Source organism: Rothia sp. HMSC072B03, from assembly GCF_001809565.1.
GTDB lineage: Bacteria > Actinomycetota > Actinomycetes > Actinomycetales > Micrococcaceae > Rothia > Rothia mucilaginosa_A.
In genome coordinates this window covers 54530-79845 of the sequence record NZ_KV797963.1, presented here as the reverse complement: position 1 = coordinate 79845, position 25316 = coordinate 54530, and the positions used below count along the sequence as shown (strand labels likewise).

Genomic DNA, 25316 nt, shown 5'->3' with positions numbered 1-25316 from the left:
ACGGGTGCCCCTGCGTAGGCGCGGAGGAAATATGCGGCGTGCCTCCCCAAACGCTATGGTGCAGAATGAGGACGAACACCGCCCCTCCGCGTGAGGCGCCAAGCTGGAGCGCAGGGTAGCTATACCCTCCGGAAGCGACATCAGGGTACCCTCTCGGGTGCTCTCCGCAGCGAAGCAAGGAGAGAGCGGAGCGCCCGAGAGGGTGGGTTCCCCTGTAGGAGCGGAGGAAGGGTATAGCGTACCCACCCACACCGTCCTGCATGGTCACATGAGGCGGGGGAGGGCGCCTTCACAGGCTAAGCGAGTATCCTAGAAGCTTCGTATCCCCGAACCGAAACGAGAAAAAGCGTGGAAATCCTGCTGTACGCTGTGGGCATTATCCTCATGGCAATCGCTATTGCCGTCTCGATTGCCCTGCACGAGGTGGGGCACCTGGTGCCCGCGAAGCTGTTCAATGTGCGCGTTCCGCAGTACATGATTGGCTTCGGTAAGACCGTGTTCTCTTTCCGTCGCGGCGAGACCGAGTACGGTTTCAAGGCGATCCCGTTGGGCGGTTACATTTCGATGATTGGCATGTACCCGCCGAGCCCCACCGAGGTGAAGGAGCACCATACGGAGGGTCATTCGGGGAGTACGAGCCCCTTCGCGTCCCTGGCTGAGGAGGCGCGTGCGGCGGACGCTGAGCGCATGCAGCCCGGCGACGAGAACCGCCTGTTCTATAAGCTGCCGGTGCTCAAACGCATGGTGATTATGCTGGGCGGTCCGACCATGAACCTGCTGATTGGTGTGGTCTGCACGGCTATTTTGGTGTGCGGTTTCGGTACGGCGCAGGTGACGAATAAGGTGTCGGCGGTGTCTGAGTGCGTGCCGAGCGTGAGCGTGACCCATGATTCGATTAGCTACGGCGAGTGCACGGATAAGTCCACCCCCTCGCCCGCGAAGGCTGCCGGCGTGCAGGTGGGCGACCGCGTGGTTGCCGTGAACGGCACGTCGACGGGTTCGTGGGAGGCGGTGTCTTCGGCGATTCGTGCGGCGGGTTCTCATCCGAGTACCCTGACGGTGGAGCGTAATGGTCAGCGCCTGGACCTGTCGGTGACCCCGGTTGAGATGATTCGCCCGGTCTCTGACGGTAAGGGCCAGTACGCGCGTGCCGAGGACGGCTCGATTGCGACGACCCGCGGCGGTTTCGTGGGCGTTTCCCCGTCGAGCGAGCTGGTGCCCGGTTCCATTACCGAGGTCCCCGGAATTGTGGGGGATACCCTCGCCAAGGTGGGCACCTCGATGCTTTCGCTGCCGCAGCGCGTGTGGGATCTGGCGGTGACCCTGGTGACCGGTGGTGAGCGTAGCGCCGAGTCGCCCGTGTCGGTGGTGGGTGTGAGCCGCATTGCCGGTGAGGTGACGGCCACCGATCGCATCGACCTGAAGTCGAAGGCCGCGATGCTGGTCTCGCTGGTGGCGAATATGAACCTGATGCTTTTCGCGTTCAATCTGATTCCGCTGTTGCCGCTGGACGGCGGCCACGTGCTGGGCGCCCTTTGGGAGGGTGCGCGTCGCTTCTTCGCGCGTCTGACCGGGCGTAAGGATCCGGGCCCGTTCGACCCGGTGAAGCTTCTGCCGCTGACCTACGTGGTGGCGGGTGCGTTCATCCTGATGTCGGTGGTGCTGATTATCGCCGACGTCGTCAAACCGATCACCCTTTTCTAAGGGGGATGTTTCGCTCTCTTCGCACTGCCTAAAAGATGTGATGTTACGCGCGGTAAGGGTACCCGTATTAGTGGTTTCTTTCGCGTCAGTGGCACAATAAAAAGCTGAAAGAAAGACGCATAACCGTCTTTCACAACTCATGTATGGAGGAAAACCTTGTCGGTCAGCCTTGGTATGCCGAAGCCCGCTCCCGCGGTTCTGTCGCCGCGCCGTAAAACCCGCCAGTTCAAGGTGGGCTCCGTGGGTGTTGGCTCTGAATCTCCGATTTCCGTGCAGTCGATGACGACCACGAAGACCCACGACATTGGCGCGACCCTGCAGCAGATTGCGGAGCTGACCGCTGCCGGCTGCGATATCGTGCGTGTGGCCTGCCCGACCGATAAGGACGCCGAGGCTCTGCCCATCATCGCCAAGCAGTCCCGCATCCCGGTGATTGCCGACATCCACTTCCAGCCGAAGTACGTGTACGCCGCTATTCAGGCTGGCTGCGGTGCCGTGCGCGTGAACCCGGGCAACATCCGTAAGTTTGACGACCAGGTCAAGGAAATCGCGCAGATGGCTTCGGACCACGGCACTTCTCTGCGCATCGGCGTGAACGCCGGTTCGCTGGATAAGCGTCTGCTGGAGAAGTACGGCAAGGCCACCCCGGAAGCCCTGGTGGAGTCCGCCGTGTGGGAGGCTTCGCTCTTCGAGGAGCACGGCTTCCACGACTTCAAGATTTCCGTGAAGCACAACGACCCCGTCGTGATGGTGGAGGCGTACCGCCAGCTGGCTGAGCGCGGCGACTGGCCGCTGCACCTGGGCGTGACCGAGGCCGGTCCGGCGTTCCAGGGCACCATTAAGAGCTCGGTTGCGTTCGGTATTCTGCTGTCCGAGGGCATCGGCGACACGATTCGCGTGTCCCTCTCCGCCCCTCCGGTGGAGGAGGTGAAGGTGGGCTCGAAGATTCTGGAGTCGCTGAACCTTCGCCCCCGCAAGCTGGACATCGTGTCCTGCCCCTCCTGCGGTCGTGCGCAGGTGAACGTGTGGGAGCTGGCCGAGAACGTGACCAAGGGCCTGGAGCACATGAAGGTTCCGCTGCGTGTTGCCGTGATGGGTTGCGTGGTGAACGGTCCGGGTGAGGCTCGTGAGGCCGACCTGGGCGTGGCCTCCGGTAACGGTAAGGGCCAGATTTTCGTGAAGGGTGAGGTCATCAAGACCGTGCCCGAGGATCAGATCGTTGAGACTCTGATTGAGGAGGCAACCCGTATTGCCGCCGAGATGGAAGCTTCGGGCGAGTACGTTCCCGAGGGTTCCCCGGCCGTTTCGGTGAGCTAATCGGCTAGCCCCCAACCCATAAAATTCATGCACGCGAAGGCGTCCTCCACGCGAGGGCGCCTTCGCTGTTTTTCTTCATCCCGGCTGATTTCTTCGTCCCGTGGAAGAAACCAGGTCGCCGAAGGTGCTTTGCCCGGCGGCGACAGCGTATTCTTGGAGTACGCGCTTTTGGGCGCGTGTATCCGCTCACTCTCACCCGTTATCCGTTCATGTTCACTCATTTTTTCTCCCGCTCTCCCTTCCGCCGCAGGCCGCGGCACACACAGGAGGCCCCTCCCATTCCCGAGCCGCACGACCCCTTGAAACACCAGGTGTTCGTCCTGGATACGCACTGGCGCGACGGCCTGGAGGAGATTCTCTTCGGGGACCCAATTCCGAACCTGTACCCCATCGAGCACTACGCGGCCGTTCCGCTACCCAAGTCGGCTCCGCCCATCCCCCTGCAGCACTACCAGGGGTTCGTGGGGTGCGCCCGCGGCGACACGCTGTGCTGCGTGGTGCTGCTGGGCTCGAATGTGGTGCCGGTGCGCCTGTGCTGCGCCTACGAGGAGGTTCCCGGAGGCGGTGATTGCGCCGAGGAGGGGAGCATCGGCGCGCTGCACCGTGACGCCCTGGCCCAGCTGCTGTTGCAGGTGGGGGTGCGCACGGACTCGATTTTTGGCGAGAGCGATTACGTGATGCCCCTGTGGGAGCGGATGCAGCAGATGGCGGAGGAGACGGAGAGGCCTTCCTCGAGCGTCCCGCTGCTACACCTGATTCAGCCGAGCCTGAGCGATGTCTACGATCCGCGCACGCGCGTGCTTTCGGAACGGCCCGTGCAACCGCTACTCTACCTGCCCCCGGAGGAGGACCTCTCTGCCCTCTACGAGGCGCCCCTGCCCTCCCTGCCGGAGAACCTGCCGCCCCCGCAGGATCCGCTGGAGCTTGACCGCCCGGTCGAGAGCGTCGGCTACGCGCGCCTGGCCACCGTGGAGGACGAGGAGCGGCTGCTGGTCGCTGCGGCTGCCATGTTCACCGAGGAGGTGGGCTTCGACCCGATTGCCCGCTACGGTGACGGCTACCGCGCCCGCCTGCACGGGCTGATTCGCGCGAAGCGGTGCGCTATCGTGACGGACGCCTCCGGCCGCGTGATTTTTAAGGCGGACGCGGGCATCGCGAGCCTGGACACCGCGCAGGTGCAGGGCGTGTGGATGCACCCGGACTACCGCGGCCTGGGCCTGGCAAAACCCTTCTTCGCGGCGGCCTCGCGGGTGCTGCAGCGCCGCTACAGGCACCTGAGCCTCTACGTGAACGACTACAACGCGGCGGCGGTGGCCCTGTACAGCGGCACCGGTTGGGTGCCGATTGGCCGGTTCTCGACCATCATCTTTGAGAATTAGCCGCTCGGACGGTTGCGGGGCACCGCGCCGCCGTTCCCGGGCTTTACGAAAACGCTATAGAATTAAAGACGACTGTGCCCTCCGGCGGGCGTGCCGCCCGTGCGAGAGGCACCCAGACTTCACCTACCGACCTTTTCAAGGAGAATCGTGGTACTTCGCCTTTCCAATCTCTTCGTGCGCACCCTGCGCGAGGATCCCGTAGATGCCGAGGTCGCCAGCCACAAGCTGCTGGTTCGCGCCGGTTACATTCGCCGAGCCGCTCCCGGCGTGTACACCTGGCTACCCCTGGGCCTGAAGGTACTGCGCAAGGTCGAGAACATCATTCGCGAAGAGATGGATGCCATCGGCGCGCAGGAGGTGCACTTCCCCGCGCTGCTGCCCCGCGAGCCCTACGAGGCCACGAACCGCTGGGACGAGTACGGCGATAACCTCTTCCGCCTCAAGGACCGCAAGGGCGCCGACATGCTACTGGCCCCCACCCACGAGGAAATGTTCACCCTGCTGGTCAAGGACCTGTACTCCTCCTACAAGGACCTGCCGGTCTACCTGTACCAGATTCAGACCAAGTACCGCGACGAGGCGCGCCCCCGCGCCGGCCTGCTGCGCGGCCGCGAGTTCGTCATGAAGGACTCCTACTCCTTCAACATCGACGACGAGGGCCTGAACGAGGCGTACATGGCTCACCGCGCCGCATACCAGCGCATCTTCAAGCGCCTGGGCCTGGAGATCGTCATCGTGACCGCACAGTCCGGTGCGATGGGCGGCTCCCGCAGCGAGGAGTTCCTGCACCCGACCCCCATCGGTGAGGACACCTTCGTGCGTTCGGCCGGCGGCTACGCGGCAAACGTCGAGGCCGTGACCACCGTGGTGCCCGAGGAAATCGAGATTACCGAGTCCACCCCGGCGGCAATCGTCGTGGATACCCCCGATTCCGCAACCATCGAGACTCTCGTCGAGCGCATGAACGAGCTGCACTCCGAGAAGCTCGAGGGCACTCTGGAAGCCTCCCAGACCCTCAAGTGCTTCCTCGGCACCGTCATCACCCCCTCCGGCGAGCGCAAGGTCTTCGCCGTGGGCGTTCCCGGCGACCGCTCCGTGGACCTGGGCCGCGTCGAGGTCAACATCGGCGCGCTGCTGGGCATCGGCGGCGAGGTCGAGGTTGAGGCGGCCAGCGAGGAGGACCTGAAGGCCTACCCGCAGCTGGTCAAGGGCTACGTTGGCCCCGGCCTGAGCCTGGATGCGCCCCTGCTTGGCGCGCACTCCGAGGACGAGGCCGCCGTAGCTTCCGCAACCGGCATCCCCTTCTTCGTGGACCCGCGCGTGGTACGCGGTACCCGCTGGGTGACCGGCGCAAACGAAGAGGGCAAGCACGTGGTGAACCTGGTCTTCGGCCGCGACTTCACCGCCGACGGCGTGCTGGAGGCCTGCGAGGTGCGCGAGGGTGACCCGGCACCGGACGGCTCCGGCGAGCTGGTGGCAGCCCGCGGTATCGAGATGGGTCACATCTTCCAGCTGGGCCGCAAGTACGCAGAGTCCCTGGGCCTGAAGGTTCTGGACCAGAACGGCAAGCTGCAGACCGTGACCATGGGCTCCTACGGCGTGGGCGTGACCCGCGCGCTGGGTGCCGTCGCCGAGGGCAACCACGACGAGAAGGGCCTGATCTGGCCTCGCAACCTGGCCCCGGCCGACGTGCACATCGTCGTCACCGGCAAGGATGAGGCTTCTCACTCCTACGCCGACGAGCTGAGCGCCTCCCTCGAGGCCGCCGGCGTGCAGGTTCTGCTGGACGACCGCCCCAAGACCAGCCCCGGCGTGAAGTTCGGCGACGCCGAGTTGCTGGGCGTTCCGACCATCCTGGTGATTGGCCGCGGCTTCAAGGACGGCGTGCTCGAGCTGAAGGACCGCCGTAGCGGCGAGGCTCGCGAGGTGTCCGCTGAGAACGCGGTGGCCGAGGTCATCGCAGAGGTCAAGGGAGAATAACCGTGGCGTACAAGCCGAAGCGTTCCGGAACCAAGAAGAGCGCCCCCAATGCGCGCGCTCGCCGCGCAGCATCCCGCGCCGCGAACGGTGTGAACACCTCGCGCACCCGCGCCGAGCGTGAGCCCGTGGTGGATGCGCCGGTGCGCGTGGGCACCCGCGCGATCCGCGAGGAGGAGGTCGCCGAGGCGATTGCCCCCGTCCTCGAGGAGTTCTCGCTCGTGCTGGAGGGCCTGAAGATTTCGGGCCCGGCCGCCAACCGCACCGTGAAGATTACGGTGGACTACACCGCCGAACGTACCGATTCGCTGTCGCTGGATTCCCTCGCGGAGATTTCCGGTGCGATTTCGGGTGCTCTCGATCGTGCGGATGCGAACGACGAGTTCTTCCCCTACGAGCTGGAGGTCTCCTCGCCGGGCGCAACCCGCCCGCTGAAGGAGCACCGCCACTGGGAGCGTGCCCGCACCCGCCTGGTTGCGGTCACCGCACCCGACGGCACCGAGTACCTGGCCCGCCTCCTCGAGGTGCAGGATGAGGGCCCGGTCCTGGCGCGTAAGAAGAACACCAAAAAGGGGCAGAAGGAGTCGTACCACGAACCGGCTTTGGTTGCGTGGGAAAATATCGGTTCTGCGCATGTCGAAATTGACTTCAATTCTCCGGTTGAACCGGTAGAATAGAGACACTAAAGCTCTAGGCACGGGCTGTTCCGTGCCGGGTATATACCGTTCGGGAGCCGGGGCGCGGAGAGCGTCCCGGCGCCGTGCTAACTGGGAAAGGCTGAAAAGCGTGGAGGATATTAAAACTATTGACCTGGGCGCACTGCGCGCATTGGCGAAGCAGCGCTCTCTCGTCATGGAGGAGCTCTTCACCCTGGTTGAGAACGCCCTGCTGCTCGCGTACCTGAAGCAGCCCGGCGCCATCAAGGGTTCGCGTGCCGTCATCGACCGCACCACCGGCGAGTTCGTGATTCTCGCCCCGGAGCTCGATGAGAACAACCAGAAGATTGACGAGTTCGACGACACCCCGAACAACTTTGGCCGTATCGCTGCCGCCACCGTGCGCCAGGTGCTGTCCCAGCGTCTGCGCGACGCCGAGGACGCCTCCGTGCTGGGCGAGTTCAAGGACCGCGAGGGCACCCTGGTGTCCGGCGTGGTTCAGCAGGGCAACAACCCCCGCATGGTCCAGGTCGACCTGGGCACCGTCGAGGCCGTTCTGCCCGGTAACGAGCAGGTTCCCGGCGAGAAGTACCCGCACGGCACCCGCCTGCGCGCCTACCTGGTGGAGGCACGCCGCGGCCCCAAGGGCCCCTCGATCGTGATTTCCCGTTCGCACCCGAACCTGGTGCTGCGCCTGTTCGAGCACGAGGTCCCCGAGATTTCCGAGGGCCTGGTCACCATTAACTCCATCGCCCGCGAGGCCGGCCACCGCTCGAAGATTGCCGTTTCGGCAAAGAACCCGACCATCAACGCTAAGGGCGCCTGCATCGGCGATATGGGCGCCCGCGTGCGCGCCGTGGCCGCCGAGCTGAACGACGAGAAGATCGACATTGTTGACTACTCGACCGACCCGGCAACCTTCATTGCTGCGGCACTGTCCCCGGCCAAGGTCACCGAGGTAATCATCGCGAACCCGCGCGAGTACTCCGCCCGTGCCGTGGTGCCGGATGACCAGCTATCCCTGGCCATCGGTCGCGAGGGTCAGAACGCCCGCCTGGCCGCGAAGCTGACCGGCTGGCGCATCGACATTCTCTCCGAATCGAAGTACGCCCAGGTGCGTGCCGAGGAGGAGGTCGCCGCGCGCGTGGCACGTAGCCTCGCCGAGGAAGCCGCCGCCGAGCAGGCCGGTGAAGAGGCAGAGGTAGCAGCCGTTGAGGCGGCCGCCGACGCCGAGTAAGGCAGACCAGCATCCGTCCGCGTAAACCGCGGAGGGGAGGTAGGCGCAGGGTGCCGGGGGAGACCCCGCGCCCTGCGCCTACCTCACATTTTTACCCACAAAAATCAAAAACGGGATACACTATTAAGATGTGCCGGAACACACCGGACGCTCTCGCGCGCCCTGGATTCGCTCCGGCCCAGGCATTAAACGCGCATCGTATCGGGCTCCGACAGAACATAAGGAGGGCAGAGCCGTGACCCAACCGGTCCCCAGCGACGCCTCCGTTCGACCGCCGATTCGCACCTGCGTTGGGTGCCGCACTCGCGATGAACGGCGAAATCTGCTGCGCATCGTGAGCGTTCAGCCCGCCTCCGATGAGGCCGGCACCCCGCGATATCTACCCGATACCGCGGGAACGATGCCCGGGCGAGGCGCTTGGATTCACCCGAGCGAAGCGTGCGTGGCCGCTCTTGAGAAGAAGAACGGCCTGGCCCGCGCCTTCAAGAGGGCGGTACCCGCCGCCGCGTTGAAGGCCTGCTGCGAGCAGATTCGAGCCGTCCTGACGGCGCGCGAGTCCTCGCCAGAAGCCGCACCCGGCACCGCATAGCCCCTGTTAGTCAACGAGTTTGACGACTTCTTATCTGAAAGCGAGTCAGAAAACTGATGGATATCTAATGAGTGCCGCGAAATGAGTACCTTCCCGTGCTCACCCACCGGTAACTTCACGAATTGGCGCGCCCCTCGGCGCGCACCCCGTATACATTAGAGTCCGCACCTATCCCGGTGCGGACCGGGATAGGAGAAAATTTGGCTCAGCCTCGAGTACACGAGTTTGCTAAAGAGGTAGGCGTACCTTCCAAGGAAGTTATCGCCAAGCTCAAGGAGATGGGCGAGTTCGTTAAGAGCTCCTCCTCCACCCTGAACCCCATGGTGCTGAAGAAGCTGCGCGCGGCGTACCCCGCCAAGCAGTCTGCTCCCGCGGCAGAGGCCAAGGCAGCGAAGCCGGCTCCCAAGCCGGCCGCGAAGCCCGCCGCCGCAAAGCCGGCAGCACCCAAGCCTGCAGCCGCACAGTCGGCCCCCAAGCCCGCAGCGAAGCCCGGCGCCAAGCCGGCCGCTCCGAAGCCGGCCGCAAAGTCTGCAGCACCCAAGCCCGGTGGCCCCCGCCCCGGCAACAACCCCTTTGCCCCGCAGCAGGGTATGGCCCGCCCCGAGGCCGCTCCGAAGCCGGCAGCACCCAAGCCTGCCGCTCCGAAGCCCGGCCCCAAGCCCGGCCCACGCCCCGGTAACAACCCCTTCGCACCCCAGCAGGGCATGAAGCGCAATGGTGGCGACTCGCAGCGTTCAGGCGGTCCCCGTCCGGCACGTAACGGTCGTCCCGGTGGTAACGGTGGCCCCCGTCCCGCGGGCGGCGCACGTCCCGGTGGTAACGGCGGTCCCCGTCCCGCAGGTGGCGCACGTCCCGGTGCACAGCGTTCCTCCGGTGGTGCACGCCCGAACCCCTCGATGATGCCGAAGGTATCCAACGTTGGTGGCGGCGCATCCGGCTCTAACAACGGTGGCGGTAACGGCGGCGGCGCACGTCGCGGTAACGGCGGCTTCAACCGCGGTCCGGGTCGTCCCGGCCCCGGCGGCCGCGGCAACGCCCAGGGCGCATTCGGTCGCGGTGGCTCCAAGCGTAAGGGCCGCAAGTCGAAGGCAGCTCGCCGCCACGAGCAGGAACAGCTGAACGCACCGGCACCCGGTGGCGTGGTTGTTCCTCGCGGCGACGGCTCGACCGAGATTCGTCTGCGCCGCGGCGCCTCCATCATGGACTTCGCCGAGAAGATTGGCGCAAACCCGGCCTCGCTGATTACGGTGCTCTTCCACCTGGGTGAGATGGCTACCCAGACTCAGTCCCTCGACGAGGACACCTTCGAGCTACTGGGCGCCGAGCTGGGCTACGTCATCAAGATTGTGTCCCCCGAGGACGAGGAGCGCGAGCTGCTCGAGTCCTTCGACATCAACCTCGAAGCAGAGCTTGAGGCTGAGGGCGAGGATGTTCTGGAGGTTCGTCCCCCGGTCGTGACCGTCATGGGTCACGTCGACCACGGTAAGACCCGCCTGCTGGACGCCATCCGCCACACCAACGTTATCGAGGGTGAGGCCGGCGGCATTACCCAGCACATCGGTGCGTACCAGGTCCACACCACCGTCGAGGGCGAAGACCGCGCCATCACCTTCATCGATACCCCCGGTCACGAGGCGTTTACCGCTATGCGTGCCCGCGGTGCGAAGGTCACCGACGTGGCAATCCTCGTGGTCGCAGCTGATGACGGCGTGATGCCCCAGACCGTTGAGGCACTGAACCACGCACAGGCAGCTAACGTGCCGATCGTGGTTGCTGTGAACAAGATCGATAAGGAAGGCGCCTCCCCGGACAAGATCCGTGGCCAGCTGACCGAGTACGGCCTGATCCCCGAAGAGTACGGTGGCGACACCATGTTCGTGGACGTCTCCGCACGTAACGGCACCAACATCGACGAGCTGCTGGAGGCGGTCACCCTGACCGCCGACGTGCTCGAGCTGACCGCTAACCCGAACAAGGAAGCCCGCGGCGTGGCCATCGAGGCCAACCTGGACAAGGGCCGCGGTGCGGTTTCCACCGTCCTGGTTCAGTCCGGTACCCTGCGCGTTGGCGACGCCATTGTTGCCGGTGTGGCACACGGCCGCGTCCGTGCAATGTTCGACGAGAACGGCCAGGCTGTGAAGGAAGCCGGCCCCTCCCGCCCCGTGCAGGTGCTGGGTCTGTCCACCGTGCCGCGCGCAGGTGACACCTTCCTCTCCACCGAGGAAGAGCGCACCGCCCGCCAGATCGCTGAGAAGCGTGAGGCAGCCGACCGTAACGCCCAGCTGGCTAAGCGTCGCAAGCGCGTCACCCTGGAGTCCTTCGACGCCGCCGTGGCCGAGGGCAAGATGGATACCCTGAACCTGATCATCAAGGGTGACGTCTCCGGTGCCGTGGAAGCACTGGAAGAGTCCCTGATGAAGATCGACGCCGGTGGCGACGAGGTTCAGCTGCGCGTCATCCACCGCGGTGTGGGTGCTATTACCCAGAACGACGTGAACCTGGCAACCGTGGACAACGCGGTCATCATCGGCTTCAACGTCCGCCCGGCAGAGCGCGTGGCCGAGCTGGCCGACCGCGAGGGTGTCGAGATGAAGTTCTACTCGGTCATCTACCGTGCGATCGAAGACATCGAGCAGGCCGTCAAGGGCATGCTCAAGCCCGAATACGAGGAGGTCGAGCTCGGCTCGGCAGAGATCCGCGAGGTCTTCCGCTCCTCCAAGTGGGGCAACATCGCAGGTTCGATCGTCAAGGACGGCGTCATCAAGCGCAACGCCAAGGCTCGCCTGGTGCGCGACGGCTCCGTGGTGGCGGACAACCTCACCATCGAGTCGCTGCGTCGCTTCAAGGACGACGCCACCGAGGTGCGCGAAGGCTTCGAGTGCGGTATTGGCCTCGGCTCCTTCAACGACATCAAGGAAGGCGACATTATCGAGACCTGGGAGATGCGCGAGAAGCCGCGCGTCTAAGGCTCCCATGCTGATGCGCCCGTGACCCGCACCCCGCCCGCAGGTACCCGGTTCCGTGACCGGAGGCCAGCGAGCGGGGGAGCGGGGGCGGGCGCTTTCCGTATCCTGCCCCCAACCCATAGAATTTTTGTATCTAGAATTCCCTCCTCGAGATACCGACATCTCGAGGCGACCGCCCACCCCGCTTCGAAATCCACCGGAACCAACCGGAACCAACCGGGGCCCGGGCGGCCCCATCAACCGCAGACAAGGAGAAACACATGGCTGACGCAGCCCGCGCGGCACGACTTGCAGACCGCATCAAGGTCATCGTGGCGAAGGCCCTCGAGCGCCGAGTGAAGGACCCCCGCCTCGGTTTCGTGACCGTCACCGATGCCCGCGTGACCAACGACCTGCAGCACGCAACCATTTACTACACGGTGCTCGGCTCCGAAGAGGACGCCGCCAACACCAAGAAGGCCCTCGAATCGGCTAAGGGTATTCTGCGTTCGGAGGTGGGTAAGAACATCACCGCGCGCCTGACCCCGACCCTGACCTTCGTGGCCGACGAGGTGCCCGAGAACGCCTTCCACATTGAGTCCCTGCTGCGCGAGACCCGCGAGCGCGACGCCAAGCTGGCCGCCGCCGCCGAGGGCGCGCAGTACGCCGGCGACGCCGACCCCTACAAGAAGGACGAGGACGAAGCGGACGAGGACGCCTAAGTGGCCAAGAAGCAGCCCCAGGGCCCCTCGGGCCTGATGGTTATCGATAAGCCCGCCGGGATGAGCAGCCACGACGTGGTTTCGCGGATGCGCCGCATCTCCGGAACCCGACGGGTCGGCCACGCCGGTACCCTGGATCCGGCCGCGACCGGTGTGCTGATTCTGGGCGTGAATAAGGCGACGAAGCTGCTGACCTACCTGGTGGGCCAGGACAAGACCTACGACGCCACGATTCGCCTGGGCATCGAGACGCTGACCGAGGACGCCGAGGGCGAGCACACCGCCGCCCACCCCGAGGCCGTGGAGGCCCTGACCGCCATGGGCCCCGAGCAGATGCGTGCGCGCATCCTGGAGGCGGTGGCCGGCCTGCGCGGTGACATCATGCAGGTTCCCTCCGCGGTGTCCGCCATCAAGATTAACGGGGTGCGTTCCTACGCGCGCGTGCGCGGCGGCGAGGAGGTTGAGCTTCCCGCCCGCCCGGTGACCATCAGCGAGTTCACGGTACATTCCGTAACTGCCGGTTTCGCCGAGTACGTCGTCGAGGACCCCGAGGGGGAGCACGCGGCGACCTCGGTTCCCGTCGTGGACTGCGAGGTCACGGTTTCGTGCTCTTCGGGCACCTATATTCGTGCCCTGGCCCGTGATTTGGGTAAGGCCCTGGGCACTGGCGGTCACCTGACGGCGCTGCGCCGAACCCGCGTGGGCGCGGTGCACCTGCAGGATGCGGCCGACCTGGCCGAGCTGACGGCGCGCCGCGAGGCCTCCGAGGGGCCCCTCGAGGACCTGCCCCTGCTACCGCTGGAAGAGGCCGCCCGCCGTATTTTCGGGGCCCGCGAGCTCAGTGCAGCCGAGGCGAGCGATATCTCCTACGGGCGGCGCATCGCCCCCAGCGGCGATGGCACCGTGGTCAAGCGCTCCGCCCACGCGAGCGCCGACGAGCAGGGCGCGATTCAGCACGCCAGCGTCGAGGGTATCGTGGCGGGTTTTGCCCCTGACGGCACCCTGGTGGCCCTGCTGGAGAACAAGAAGCAGCGCGGGAAGGTGCAGGCCGCCCCGGTGCTGGTTTTTGAGGCAAACCGCTCCTTCGACTAGGAAACTTATCCTAGGGAGCTTATCCTAGAGCGCCTATCGGATAGCTCGCCTTTCGACGCCTCCCCGCTCACTCGGGGAACCCCTCACACTCGGGGCCAGGCCCCTACACACAGCCAAACACTCGCAGACGCCCCGCGTGGGGCGCCCAACTCAAGGAGAGAACATGAGCGAGAACCTGACGCCCTCCGAGCGTAACGTCTCGAAGGCCGCCGCAGAAAAGGCCGCAGAGCGCGAGGCCGCGCAGAAGACCTCGCAGGCCGAACCGCACACCGCCCCGGTTCCCCAGGTGAAGGGCACCGTCGGTGCCGCCGAGCAGGAGACCAATATTTCGGCGGCGAAGGCTCCCGAGGGCGTGCGCGTGAGCCCTTCGGCCTCCGCGAAGCCCACCGCCTCCAAGGCCGAGAAGAAGGCAGACAAGAAGGCCGAGAAGAAGGCGACCCGCGAGGCTTTCGCCCGCCCCCAGAGCATCGAGGAGGCGGCAAAGCCTCAGAACCGTGCGGCCTTCCGCGCGGCCGTGGCCCTGTACGGCCTGTTCATGATTGCCTACGGCCTGTGGCAGGTCTTCGGCGGTGTGTCGGCCGTGCCCGACGCCCCGACCGATTTCGCTAACTCCTCGGTGCAGTCGAACTACGTCTTCTTCGCCTCGACCTACGTGGGCGTGGGCCTCTCCTTCGTGTTCATCGCCCTGAAGTTCAAGTGGGTGAACATGCTGGCCTTCTCGTGCCTGGTGGTGTTCCTGGGCGGTGTGGGCCGCATCCTGTCCTGGGTGAACTTCGGCACCCCGAACTGGATTCTTATCGTGCTGATGGTGACCGAGCTGGTCATCCCGCCCTGCCTGCTGGTGTGGTACGGCTGGATCAACAAGTCCAACGCAATCCGCCAGGAGATGCTTAACGCATCCCGAACCCAGCCCGCCGCGGCTGCCAAGGGCCGCAAGTAGGCTCGTATGCGCCCGGGAGGGCCCCGAGAGGGGCTCGTCCCGGGCTTTTTCGGGGCGCTTGCCGAGCCCCCGTTCCATTCTCTAGCGATGAGTGCCCGCTAATTCTTTATCCTGCCGCCCGTGGTCTAGGATGGAGAGGTACATTTAACTTTTCAGGAGAGCCCGTGACCCTCTACACCGCTTTGAGCGACGTCCCCGCCGGCTATGGCCCCTCGGTCGTGACCATCGGCAACTTTGACGGCGTGCACCGTGGGCACGCCCGCGTGATTTCACGCGTGGTGTCCCTCGCTGAGGAGCACGGTCTGCGCTCCATCGCGGTCTCGTTCGACCCGCATCCCATTCAGGTGCACCGCCCCGAGGTGGCCCACCACGATATCATGAGCCAGGGCGCTCGCCGCCACTACATGTGCCTGCTGGGCCTGGAGGACTACCTGCTGCTGCACTACAGCCTGGAGTTTGCGCAGCAGACCCCCGAGGAGTTCGTGAAGACCACCTTCGTGGACGGCCTCAATGCCCGCTACGTGGTGATTGGTGACGACGTGCGCTTTGGCCGTAACAACTCGGGCGACCTGAACACGATGCGTGAGCTGGGGGAGAAGTACGGCTTCGAAGTCGTGGTCGTGGAGGACCTCATGGTGGATGAGAACACCCGCTGCTCCTCGACACGCATCCGCCAGCTGCTGCTGGAGGGCGACATGCCGGCCGCGACCGAGCTGCTGGGCCGCCATCACATGATGGCCGGCGAGGTCGTGCACGGTCTGGCGCGTGGCCGCGAGCTGGGCTTCCCGACCGCGAACCTGGACTTTGAGGCGCGAGGCTTGCTGCCCGCGGACGGCGTGTACGCCGGCTGGCTCGTGGATGAGGCGGGTACCCGCCACCCCTCCGCCATTTCGGTGGGTACGAACCCGACCTTTGACGGCATCGAGCACCGCCAGGTGGAGGCGCACGTGATTGACCGCCCCGAGGAACGCGTGGAAGACTTCAACCTGTACGGTCAGCACGTGCTCATCGAGTTCGTGAAGCGACTTCGCCCCATGGTGGCCTACACCGGTGTGGAGGCGCTGATCGAGCAGATTAACGATGACGTGGCCAAGACCCGCGAGGTGCTGGCCGAGGATGCGAAGACCTACTGCCCGCCGGAGCGTTCCGTGCGGGGCGAAAAGGATTCCGAGAAGAAGTCCGAGGCGGAGAGTCTCGAGGCGTAGGTCGCGGACGAAAGCCGCGGTCAACATCCCGGCGCTGACCCGCGCGTCGCATCCGGCACCTCACGCGTAGAACGCTTGAACCCCGGCGGCAGGTTTCGTACCTGCCGCCGGGGTTTGTCGTACCCGCATGGCCCCGGTGCTCAAGCGTTCTCAGCCCTTCGTGAGACCGGGGACGCGAAACGGCAAAGTTAAGAGAAGATAGAGTCATGGAAAAAATGAACGTCGAATCCTTCAACCTTGACCACCGTGCCGTTAAGGCCCCCTACGTGCGCATCGCCGACCGTAAGGTGCTGCCCGGTGGCGACACCCTCATCAAGTACGATATCCGCTTCACCCAGCCGAACACCGCGCACCTGGAGATGCCGACCGTGCACTCCATCGAGCATCTGAGCGCCGAGCACATGCGCAACCACACCGACCGCCTGATTGATTTCTCCCCGATGGGTTGCCAGACCGGCTTCTACGCGCTGACCCTGGGCCTGGAGCCCGAGGAGTTCTTCCCGATTCTGGAGGCAACCCTCAACGACATCCTCAACGCGACCGAGGTTCCGGCGGCGAACGAGGTGCAGTGCGGTTGGGGCGCCAACCACACCCTCGAGGGTGCGCAGGTTGCGGCCCGCGAGTTCCTCGCGGCACGCGATGAGTGGGCGCAGGTGATGGCGTAGTGAGCGAGCAGATTCCCGAGGCCTTCACCGCCGCCTTCAACCCGGTGGACTTTGACCCGAACGCTTTTGACCCGGCTGAGGCGTTCAACAGCATGTTTGAGCTGATGGACGGCATGTCCAACGCCATCATCATTCAGGTTGCCATGGACGAGGAGCTCGCACCATTCCTGAAGGTGACCGAGGAGCTGCAGCCCTCCTTCACCGAGGGCGCCGCCCAGTTCCACCCGCGCTACCTGCAGGTGGGCGAGGACCAGGTGCCCCTGCTGCTGGTTCGCTCCAAGATTGGTCTGGTGAATGCGGCGAGCGCCGTGACAGAGGCGATTAGCTACGCCTCAAACTGCCTGGGCGTCATTAGCGCAGGTACCGCCGGCGGTTTGGCGCGCGGCATTAACGTGGGCGACGTGCTGATTGGCGAGAACTACACCTACACTGACGCCGACGCGACCGCGTTCGGTTACGCGCGCGGCCAGGTTCCGGGCATGCCCGAAAGCTACGACGGCCAGGCGGACGAGTGGCAGGACGCCCTGGCGCACGCCCTGGCCGCCCTGGAGCCTGCGCGCACTGCAGAGAAGGCCGAGGGCTCGTGGCAGGTGCGCCGCGGCCAGATGCTTGCGGGCAACTCCTTCGTGACCGCCCACAACGTGAAGGACACCCGTGAGGCCTTCGAGGGCGCCATCAGCACCGACATGGAGACCACCGCCATTGCGCAGGTCTGCCACAACTACGAGATTCCGTTTATCGGGGTGCGTTGCGTGTCTGATCTGTGCGGCCCGGAGGCCGATCAGGACTTCCACCTCTCCGTGGATGTTGTGGCCCCCCGCTCGGCGCGTTACGCCCTGCAGCTGGCCGCAGAGCTGTGGACCGAGGCCGAGCTGGAGGACCTGGAGCTGGCTCTCTAAAGCTCTAGAGCATGCGGCACAAAGTGAGCTCGCATGCGGCAAGTGCCGGGGCGTGAACCTGACGGGTTTGCGCCCCGGTTCTTTTGTGCCGGTATTTTTGTACTGGTCCTTTTGCGTCCCAGTCTTTTTGCGATCAGGCACCTGATGCATCCGGTCCGTAAGAAATGCAGAAATATTAACCGCGGTGAATATACATTCTGTGTGTCGTGGAGTACTATGAATGAGGAAACTATCCGATCTCACAGAGGAGTACGTCGTGAAGTTCTGCCCGACTCTCGCCTCCGTCACCGGTCTGCTCGGTGGCTACAAGGTTGCATCTAGCACCGGCATCCGCCCGCTCGGTGGCGCTATCCTGGCACTGTGCGGTGCCGTGGCTTACAAGAATTGGAAGCGTAAGGCTGGCGCAGGCCGTGCCACCTTCCTCACCGCTGTCTACCTCGGCGCGTTCGGCGCCGCTCATCCGCTCGCCAAGAAGCTTGGCGCGTGGCCCGCAGTCTACACTGTGACTGCTGCAACCGCTCTGTGCTCTATCGTCATTGGACGTAAGCGACAGAAGTAGTCTTTGACGAAAAGACGGCGGAAAGGCAACGTTGCCTTCCCGCCGTCTTTTGCGTTCCGCCCGGCTTCTTGGCCGCGGCGGTGACGCACGGGGCGACGCGCGAAGGCAACACCTTCTGCGCAACGCCCCATCACTCGATGGGGAGTGAATACCGCGACGTCGACCGGCGCCGCACGTAACACGCAAGACATACCCGCCACAAGCGGGCAACCCCCACGAGGTAAAGGAAAATGGCACAAACCAACCCGACCCCGGACGCATCGGTAACGCCGAGCAGCCCCGAGAGTGGACAGCTCTCGCGCGGCCTCTCCCTGCGCCACATTATGTTCATCGCCCTTGGCTCGGCCATCGGCACGGGTCTGTTCTACGGTTCCGCCTCCGCGATTCAGCTGGCCGGTCCCTCCGTACTGCTGGCCTACGTCATCGGCGGCGCGGCGGTGTTCATGGTGATGCGTGCGATGGGCGAGCTCGCCCTGGCACACCCGGTCGCCGGCGCGTTCTCCGAGTACGCGACCCTCTACCTGGGCCGTTGGGCCGGTTTCGTGACCGGCTGGACCTACGCCCTAGAGATGGCGCTGGTGGCCGTCGCGGACGTGACCGCCTTCGCCGTGTACATGAAGTTCTGGTTCCCGAACAGTCCCTCGTGGATTTGGATTGTCTCGGTGCTGCTGATCCTGCTCGCCATTAACCTGGCGAAGGTCAAGGCCTTCGGCGAGGCAGAATTCTGGTTTACGCTAGTGAAGGTCAGCGCCATTATCGCCATGATTGTCGGCGGCATCGCCCTGCTCTTCGTGGGCGTGCAGGCGCACGAGGAAGTCGGCCCTTCGGTCACGAACCTCTGGGCCCTGGACGGCGGCTTCTTCGCGAACGGCTTTACCGGCTTCCTCGCCTGCTTCACCGTGGTGATGTTTGCCTTCGGCGGTATCGAGAACATCGGCATCGCTGCGGGTGAGGCGAAGGATCCGCGCACCTCGATTCCCAAGGCGATTCGCACGGTGCCGTTCCGCATCCTCATCTTCTACGTGCTGACTCTCTCGGTCATCATGTCCCTGTACCCCTGGTACTCGGTCTCGAAGGAGAACTCGCCGTTCGTGCAGATCTTTGAGGGACTGGGCATCCCCGCGGCCGCTTCGATTCTGAACGTGGTCATCATTACCGCCGCTATCTCGGCCCTGAACGCCGATGTGTACGGTGCCGGCCGCATGATGTACGGCCTGGCCAAGCAGAAGCTGGCCCCCGCATCCTTCGCGAAGGTTACCAAGAACGGCGCTCCCTGGATGACCACCCTGCTCATGGTGCTGGTCATGGCGGTCGGCGTGATCGTGAACGTTCTCTTCGAGAACGCCTTTGAGGTGGTCGCCTCCCTGGCAACCTTCGCGACCGTATTCGTGTGGGTCATGATTCTGCTGGCGCACATTGCCTTCAAGCGCAGCGGCGCCGATACCGAGGCGCAGCCGGTACGCCAGCCCCTGTGGCTGAGCTACCTGGCGTTGGCGTTCATGATCTTTATCGTGGTGCTCTTCGGCTTCTTCGCCGACACCCAGCTGGCGCTGGTGATGGGTGCACTCTGGTGCCTGTTCCTGCTGGGCTACTACCGCCTCGTGGTGGTGCGCGCTCGCGCCGCGGCGTAGGCACTCAAGCCATCGGGAACCCGGCGGTAGCGGCTACCGAGTAGCGCCCGTGTGAACGTTCGCCTCGAAAGCCCGGCGGCCGGTAGTGTGATGAGCTACCTGCCGCCGGGCTTTTGTGCGCTCTTCCGCGAACGCGTCCCGGTAGCGTAGAATGGGAAGAACGCGTCTGCAGTCCGCAGCAGACGTCGTGTATTGAGGGCGCAAGCCCACCACCCGGCGGCAACCGTCCGTACGGGACGTATGCGGTACTAACTCTAGGAGTTAAAAGTGGCACTGGATCCCGCTATCAAGCAGGAAATCATCAAGGAATACGCAACCCACGAGGGCGACACCGGTTCGCCCGAGGTTCAGATTGCAGTTCTGTCTCGTCGTATCTCCGACCTGACCGAGCACCTGAAGTTCCACAAGCACGATCACCACTCCCGTCGCGGCCTGATGATCCTCGTTGGTCGTCGCCGCAACATGCTCGGCTACCTCAAGAGCGTCGACATCGAGCGTTACCGTTCGCTGATCGAGCGCCTGGGCCTGCGCCGATAAAACGGGAGCGTTTGACGCTTCACGCGGTGATTAACCGCCCCGCGGCGGTTCGTGCGGACGTGCTGTAGCTGTTCCTCGCCTTCTTCGTAAGGCGCGGGCGTCGGCACGTCCGTACTGCCGCGTTCGGGGGCGCTCACCCCAACCGGTCGCGGGCCGGACGGCCCGGACCGTCCGGTGGGCACACCCCACCAACCATGACAGAAAACCAGCCGCGAGCGCACACGCCGCGGTCCTCGGTAGCGAATTACGGAATAACACCCCTCAGCACATACGAACGGTGCGGGACTCTGCCCGGAACCGCCGGAGCCAACCGGCGCGATGACGGCGGGGGAGCGGTGCCGTGGTTTCCTATCGAAGGCCGACTCGTGCGCTACGCACCGGCTGACCAAGAGAAAGAAGGAACCGTGGAAGGTCCCGAAATCCAGTTTGCCGAAGTCGAAATCGACAACGGCATTTACGGTAAGCGCCACGTGCGCTTTGAAACCGGCCGTCTCGCCAAGCAGGCTAACGGCTCGGTGCTCGTCACCATCGATGACGAGACCACCCTGCTCTCCGCAACCGTGGTCGGCAAGTCTCCCCGCGAGGGCTTCGACTTCTTCCCGCTGACTGTGGACGTGGAAGAGCGCATGTACGCAGCCGGCAAGATCCCGGCATCCTACTTCCGCCGCGAAGGCCGCCCCAGCACCGAGGCCATTCTGGCAGCCCGCCTGATTGACCGCCCGCTGCGCCCCGCCTTCACCAAGGGCATCCGCAACGAGGTGCAGGTCGTCGTGACCGTCCTGACCTACAACCCGGACGAAATCTACAACACCTTCGCGATTAACGCGGCTTCGGCATCGACCACGCTCTCCGGCGCGCCCTTCAGCGGCCCCATCGGTGGCGTGCGCATAGCCCTGATTGACGGCCAGTGGGTCTGCTTCCCCAAGTACTCCCAGCTCGAGAACGCCGTGTTCGACATGGCCGTGGCCGGTCGCATCGTCACCAAGGCCGACGGTACCGAAGACGTCGCCATCATGATGGTCGAGGCTGAGGCCACCGACAACTCCTGGAAGCTCATCAAGGAGGACGGCCAGACCGCCCCCACCGAAGAGGTCGTCGCTCAGGGTCTGGAGGCCGCTAAGCCCTTCATCGCTGCCCTGTGCAAGGCTCAGTCCGACCTGGCCTCCCGCGCCGGCAAGCCCGCCCTCGAGCTGCCCTTCTTCGGCGGCCACGGCGAGGACGTGGACGCAGCCGTGAAGGAATTCGCCGCAGACCGCCTGGTCGAGGTGTACTCCATCGCCGGCAAGCAGGAGCGCGAAGCCGCCGCAGCCGAGCTGAAGGAAGACCTCAAGGAGGCTCTGACCGGCGAGGGCAAGGAATTCGAAGAGCGCGACGACGAGGTCGACGTGGCATTCGCCGCCCTGACCAAGCACATCGTGCGCCAGCGCATCCTCACCGATCAGGTGCGCATCGACGGCCGCGGCCTGACCGATATCCGTCAGCTCACCGCCGAGGTTGAGGTCCTGCCCCGCGTGCACGGCTCCTCCCTCTTCGAGCGTGGCGAGACCCAGATTATGGGTATCACCACCTTGAACATGCTCAAGATGGAGCAGCAGCTGGACTCCCTGCACCCGCTCAAGTCCAAGCGCTACATCCACCACTACAACTTCCCGCCGTACTCCACCGGTGAGACCGGCCGTGTGGGTTCGCCCAAGCGCCGCGAAATCGGTCACGGCGCCCTGGCCGAGCGTGCAATCACCCCGGTGCTGCCCTCGCGCGAAGAATTCCCCTACGCTATCCGCCAGGTTTCTGAGGCTCTGGGCTCCAACGGCTCGACCTCCATGGGTTCGGTCTGCGCCTCGACCCTGTCCCTGCTGAACGCCGGCGTGCCGCTGCGCGCACCCGTTGCGGGTATCGCAATGGGTCTGGTGTCCGACGAAGTGAACGGCGAGACCCGTTACGCCGCCCTGACCGACATCCTGGGTGCCGAGGATGCACTGGGCGACATGGACTTCAAGGTGGCAGGTACCTCTGAGTTCGTGACCGCTATTCAGCTGGACACCAAGCTCGACGGCATCCCCGCCTCCGTGCTGGCCGGTGCGCTGACCCAGGCCCGCGAGGCTCGCCTGCACATCCTGGATGTGCTGACCAGCGCCATCGACGCACCCGACGAGATGAGCGAGTACGCACCGCGCATTATCTCCGTGAAGATTCCGGTTGCCAAGATCGGTGAGGTCATCGGCCCCAAGGGTAAGATGATCAACCAGATTCAGGAGGACACCGGCGCAGACATCTCCATCGAGGACGACGGTACCGTGTACATCGGCGCAGCCGACGGCCCCTCCGCCGAGTCTGCCCGCGCCGCCGTGAACGCCATCGCGAACCCGCAGGTTCCCGAGGTTGGCGAGCGCTACCTGGGCACCGTGGTGAAGGTGACCGACTTCGGCGCCTTCATCTCGCTGACCCCCGGTAAGGACGGCCTGCTGCACATCTCCGAGATGCGTAAGCTCAACGGCGGCAAGCGCGTGGTTGACGCCGAGGACGTTGTCTCCGTGGGCCAGAAGGTTCAGGTGGAGATCACCAAGATTGATGACCGCGGCAAGCTCTCGCTCGCACCGGTCGTTGAGGGCGGCGACGACGAGTAGTCGACCCGTCTAACGATGAGGGGCGTTCGGCGCACCCGGTGCGGTTCACTCCCCGCCGGGTGTGCCGGGCGCCCCTCATTTTCATGAGGATAGAGAACAACAGAATGCAGACTGCTGTTCTCGCTATGAAAGGAATATCGGAATTGTCGACTCGACGAGATACGACGATTGACGTTGCCAAGGGCCTCGCGATTATCGCGATCGTCTTTGGTCATATTCATCGAGGAATGTGGGCGTCAGGGTTGGGCACCGAGGCCCTGCGCCCCTACAAGTTCATGCTGGATTACGGGGTTTACTTCTGGCACCTGGTAGTTTTTGCCTTCCTGAGCGGCCTGTTCGTGTCGCGAGGAGCGTTGAAGACTACTCCCTCCTCGTACCTGACGAAACGTCTGGTTCTCTTCGGATACCTGTACGTCATTTGGCAGGTTCTACAGGTGGGTATGAAGCTTGTACTTCCGTCTAATTCTTCCGATAAGACGACTGTGATGAGCCTGCTGGAGCTGTGGAAGCCCGAAGGGCAGCTTTGGTTCTTCCCCTGGCTCATGATTGTCACCATCATCGCTGTGCTGGGGCGCGTCTGGCAGAAGGACGTCAAGGCCTACGTTATTGTGGCGGTATGCGCAATCCTTGCCGTTGCGTTCTGGGGCTACAGCGGTGACTACGTGGGAACGCAGGGTATCTCCCTGGCGGTCTTCTTCATGCTTGGCGTGGCTCTTGGCCACGAGAAGTTCCAGGCTATGATGGAGTCTGTATCGCTGGCGGTTCATGCCGTTATCGCGGTCGTTGGTTTGGTCGTCTACACCGTCATCCTGGTGAATGTGCAGGCCGCTCCGCCGACCGTCGTGCCGTACTTTGCGAACAACCCGGCGGCCGTTGCTGTCGGTATTGTCGCCTCCCTGTTGTCGTCGCTGGCGGTGCTCTCGATCTCCTACCTGCTGGCACGGGTTCCGTGGAGCGGCTGGCTCGCCTACCTGGGACGCCACTCCCTGGAAATCTTTATCGCGCACATCGTGTGCGGTGCCGCCTTCCGTTTCGTACTGACGAAGTCTGGTCTTTTCTCGGTACCTCTGTTCCTGGTGGGCGGTACGATCTTTGCGATCCTTGCCTCGCTGCTGCTGGGGTACTGCGCACGAAAGCTCCGGATTCCGCTCTTTACCCTGCCGCGTCCCATCGAACAAAAGATTAGCTAACCGAACTCACATCGAAGGACACTGAATGTCTATTTCCCTGCCCGTCGAGCTTGACGCCATTGCCGAGGAGCTCGACTACGAGCGTGGCCGCCTCATCTACGAGGGCGCGGGCGGCAACGAGGTGCGCCGCTCCATCCTGCCCGGTGGCGTGCGCGTCATCACCGAGAAGATGCCCGGCACGCGTGGCGTGTCCATCGGCTTCTGGGTGGGGGTGGGCTCGCGTGACGAGGCTCCCGGCATGCTCGGCTCCACGCACTTTCTGGAGCACCTGCTGTTCAAGGGCACCGGTACCCGCACGGCGCTCGACATTGCGTCCTCCTTCGACGCGGTGGGCGGCGAGTCCAATGCGCTGACCGCCAAAGAACACACCTGCTACTACGCGCGTGTGCTCGACGACGACGCGCCCATGGCCGTGGACGTCATCACCGATATGGTGACCAACGCCCTGCTGGATCCCGCCCACCTGGAGCAGGAACGCGGGGTAATCCTCGAGGAAATCGCGATGGATCAGGACGACCCGACCGACGTCGCCTTTGAGAACTTCGTGGAGCAGCTCATGGGCGCCAACCCCCTCGGACGCCCCATCGGCGGCACCCCCGAGGAGATTCAGGCGGTCCCGCGTGACGCCGTGTGGGAGCACTACAAGCGCTACTACACCCCGGATCGCCTGGTGATTTCCGCCGCCGGTTCCCTGGAGCACAGCACCATGGTTCGCCTCGTGCTGGAGTCGCTCACCCGCTACGGCTGGGACCTGCGGGAGGGCGTGGCCCCCGCGCCGCGCCGCGTGCGTACCGACAGCGGCATCGTGCCGCTGAGCGAGCTGCGCGAGGTGCAGAAGGGCTTTGAGCAGACCAACATCGTGATGGGCTGCCCGAGCATCATCGCGGGCGACGACCGCCGCTACGCGTTGAGCGTGCTGACCAGCGCGTTTGGTGCGGGCATGTCCTCGCGCCTGTTCCAGGAGATCCGCGAGAAGCGCGGCCTGGCGTACAGCACCTTCGCATTCTCCGGTGCCTACTCGGACGCCGGCTACTTCGGCATGTACGCCGGCTGCCTGCCCGCCAAGACCGAGCAGGTGCGCGAGGTCATGGGCCACGAGTTCGATAAGCTCGCGGCTGCCGGCATCACCGAGGAGGAGCTGCTGAAGGTGCGCGGTCAGCTGGCCGGCTCCACCGTGCTCGGCAGCGAGGACTCCGGCTCGCGCATGTCCCGCCTGGGCCGCGCGGAGATGGATTCTGGCCAGTTCACGAGCACCGACGAGCTGCTGGAGAAGATTCGCGCCGTCTCCCTCGACGAGGTACGCAATCTCGCCGCCTTCCTGGGTGAGCAGCAGATGATTACGACCATCGTGCGGTAGCTCGTGCGGGGCATCGGCCCCTCGCCGTTTGAAATAGAGCTACGGGAAATCGAAAGGCCCGTTGGTCACTCTCATGAGAGTGACCAACGGG

At 64.6% G+C, this 25316-nt stretch carries 20 protein-coding genes; all 20 read left to right on the top strand.

What is annotated here, in order from left to right:
* Nucleotides 1–348 precede the first annotated feature (348 nt).
* The 20 genes from HMPREF2630_RS00510 (at nucleotide 349) to HMPREF2630_RS00415 (ending at nucleotide 25225) form a co-directional block, all read left to right on the top strand.
* Nucleotides 349–1704, top strand: coding sequence for a M50 family metallopeptidase (locus HMPREF2630_RS00510; protein ID WP_049344365.1), 1356 nt, complete (start codon nucleotides 349–351; stop codon nucleotides 1702–1704).
* Between the two features lie 174 nt (nucleotides 1705–1878).
* Nucleotides 1879–3021, top strand: a complete 1143-nt coding sequence (gene ispG / locus HMPREF2630_RS00505) for a flavodoxin-dependent (E)-4-hydroxy-3-methylbut-2-enyl-diphosphate synthase (RefSeq protein ID WP_049332807.1) — start codon at nucleotides 1879–1881, stop codon at nucleotides 3019–3021.
* A 311-nt stretch (nucleotides 3022–3332) separates the two neighbouring features.
* Nucleotides 3333–4400, top strand: coding sequence for a GNAT family N-acetyltransferase (locus HMPREF2630_RS00500; protein ID WP_239663167.1), 1068 nt, complete (start codon nucleotides 3333–3335; stop codon nucleotides 4398–4400).
* Between the two features lie 147 nt (nucleotides 4401–4547).
* Entirely contained in the window at nucleotides 4548–6380 is a 1833-nt protein-coding gene (locus tag HMPREF2630_RS00495; RefSeq protein ID WP_049344368.1) for a proline--tRNA ligase, read from the top strand.
* Between the two features lie 2 nt (nucleotides 6381–6382).
* Nucleotides 6383–7054 carry a ribosome maturation factor RimP gene (gene rimP, locus HMPREF2630_RS00490; protein ID WP_070482831.1) on the top strand — a complete coding sequence of 224 codons (672 nt, stop codon included), beginning with the start codon at nucleotides 6383–6385 and terminating at the stop codon, nucleotides 7052–7054.
* A 109-nt stretch (nucleotides 7055–7163) separates the two neighbouring features.
* Entirely contained in the window at nucleotides 7164–8270 is a 1107-nt protein-coding gene (gene nusA, locus HMPREF2630_RS00485; protein WP_070482828.1) for a transcription termination factor NusA, read from the top strand.
* A gap of 235 nt (nucleotides 8271–8505) precedes the next feature.
* Entirely contained in the window at nucleotides 8506–8859 is a 354-nt protein-coding gene (locus HMPREF2630_RS00480) for a YlxR family protein (protein WP_070482825.1), read from the top strand.
* Between the two features lie 200 nt (nucleotides 8860–9059).
* Nucleotides 9060–11825: a translation initiation factor IF-2 gene (gene infB / locus HMPREF2630_RS00475; protein ID WP_070482822.1), complete on the top strand. Its 2766-nt coding sequence runs from the start codon at nucleotides 9060–9062 to the stop codon at nucleotides 11823–11825.
* Between the two features lie 260 nt (nucleotides 11826–12085).
* A complete protein-coding gene (gene rbfA / locus HMPREF2630_RS00470; RefSeq protein WP_049332795.1) occupies nucleotides 12086–12526 on the top strand; it encodes a 30S ribosome-binding factor RbfA in 441 nt (146 codons plus the stop codon).
* On the top strand, nucleotides 12527–13618 hold the full coding sequence (gene truB / locus HMPREF2630_RS00465; RefSeq protein ID WP_070482819.1) for a tRNA pseudouridine(55) synthase TruB: 1092 nt from the start codon (nucleotides 12527–12529) through the stop codon (nucleotides 13616–13618).
* 163 nt (nucleotides 13619–13781) lie between these two features.
* A complete protein-coding gene (locus tag HMPREF2630_RS00460; RefSeq protein ID WP_070482816.1) occupies nucleotides 13782–14558 on the top strand; it encodes a DUF4345 domain-containing protein in 777 nt (258 codons plus the stop codon).
* Between the two features lie 164 nt (nucleotides 14559–14722).
* Complete coding sequence (locus HMPREF2630_RS00455) at nucleotides 14723–15763, top strand: bifunctional riboflavin kinase/FAD synthetase (RefSeq protein ID WP_049344374.1); 1041 nt, start codon at nucleotides 14723–14725, stop codon at nucleotides 15761–15763.
* Nucleotides 15764–15969: 206 nt separating this feature from the next.
* Nucleotides 15970–16428, top strand: coding sequence for an S-ribosylhomocysteine lyase (locus HMPREF2630_RS00450; protein WP_049344376.1), 459 nt, complete (start codon nucleotides 15970–15972; stop codon nucleotides 16426–16428).
* Nucleotides 16428–17327 (top strand): 5'-methylthioadenosine/S-adenosylhomocysteine nucleosidase, encoded by a 900-nt coding sequence (gene mtnN, locus HMPREF2630_RS00445; RefSeq protein WP_049344378.1) that lies wholly within the window; start codon nucleotides 16428–16430, stop codon nucleotides 17325–17327. Before HMPREF2630_RS00450 ends, mtnN begins: the two co-directional genes overlap by 1 nt.
* Nucleotides 17328–17547: 220 nt before the next feature.
* Nucleotides 17548–17886, top strand: coding sequence for a hypothetical protein (locus tag HMPREF2630_RS00440; protein ID WP_049344379.1), 339 nt, complete (start codon nucleotides 17548–17550; stop codon nucleotides 17884–17886).
* 230 nt (nucleotides 17887–18116) lie between these two features.
* Nucleotides 18117–19517, top strand: a complete 1401-nt coding sequence (locus HMPREF2630_RS00435; RefSeq protein WP_049344384.1) for an amino acid permease — start codon at nucleotides 18117–18119, stop codon at nucleotides 19515–19517.
* Between the two features lie 267 nt (nucleotides 19518–19784).
* Nucleotides 19785–20054, top strand: a complete 270-nt coding sequence (rpsO, locus tag HMPREF2630_RS00430) for a 30S ribosomal protein S15 (protein ID WP_049332781.1) — start codon at nucleotides 19785–19787, stop codon at nucleotides 20052–20054.
* Nucleotides 20055–20458: 404 nt separating this feature from the next.
* Complete coding sequence (locus HMPREF2630_RS00425; protein ID WP_070482813.1) at nucleotides 20459–22678, top strand: polyribonucleotide nucleotidyltransferase; 2220 nt, start codon at nucleotides 20459–20461, stop codon at nucleotides 22676–22678.
* Nucleotides 22679–22821: 143 nt separating this feature from the next.
* Nucleotides 22822–23868, top strand: a complete 1047-nt coding sequence (locus HMPREF2630_RS00420; protein ID WP_168162470.1) for an acyltransferase family protein — start codon at nucleotides 22822–22824, stop codon at nucleotides 23866–23868.
* 25 nt (nucleotides 23869–23893) lie between these two features.
* The gene (locus HMPREF2630_RS00415; protein WP_070482807.1) at nucleotides 23894–25225 is read left to right on the top strand and encodes a M16 family metallopeptidase; all 1332 of its coding nucleotides are present in this window, start codon (nucleotides 23894–23896) and stop codon (nucleotides 25223–25225) included.
* The last annotated feature ends 91 nt before the right edge of the window (nucleotides 25226–25316 follow it).